This is a genomic window from Acinetobacter sp. B51(2017) (genome assembly GCF_003711395.1).
GTDB lineage: Bacteria > Pseudomonadota > Gammaproteobacteria > Pseudomonadales > Moraxellaceae > Acinetobacter.
This window is the reverse complement of sequence record NZ_PJRJ01000103.1, coordinates 1-395: the sequence shown is the minus strand read 5'-3', so window position 1 is coordinate 395 and position 395 is coordinate 1. Positions and strand designations below refer to the sequence as shown.

General features: G+C 49.9%; 1 protein-coding gene. It reads left to right on the top strand.

What is annotated here, in order from left to right; all coding sequences use genetic code 11:
- Nucleotides 1–63: 63 nt before the first annotated feature.
- Nucleotides 64–395 (top strand): IS66 family insertion sequence element accessory protein TnpB (gene tnpB / locus CYK47_RS15335; protein ID WP_164709242.1); only part of this gene is annotated, 332 nt, incomplete at its 3' end.

The window sequence follows — 395 nt, the reverse complement described above, 5'->3', positions numbered from 1 at the left end:
TGGCTTGAAATGGCAAGTATCAGAAATATCTGCTTTAGCAGAATTACTCAAGGCACTGGCAACATGATCCGCATTGATGAAATCTGGCTTTCTACCCAACCTCTGGATATGCGAGCAGGGATGGATACTGTCATGGCTCAGGTGGTGAGAGCCTTTGGCTACATTAAACCGCATTGTGCTTACCTGTTCTGTAATAAACGTGGCCATCGTATGAAAGTGCTGGTACATGATGGACTGGGCATCTGGCTGTGTGCCAGGCGGCTGGAACAGGGAAAATTCCACTGGGCTCAAGTTCACCAAGGTGAAACCGTGGCCCTCAACCCGGAACAGTTACAGGCATTAATCCAGGGTTTGCCCTGGCAGCGCATTGGACGACAGCAAGTGGTCACAATGCT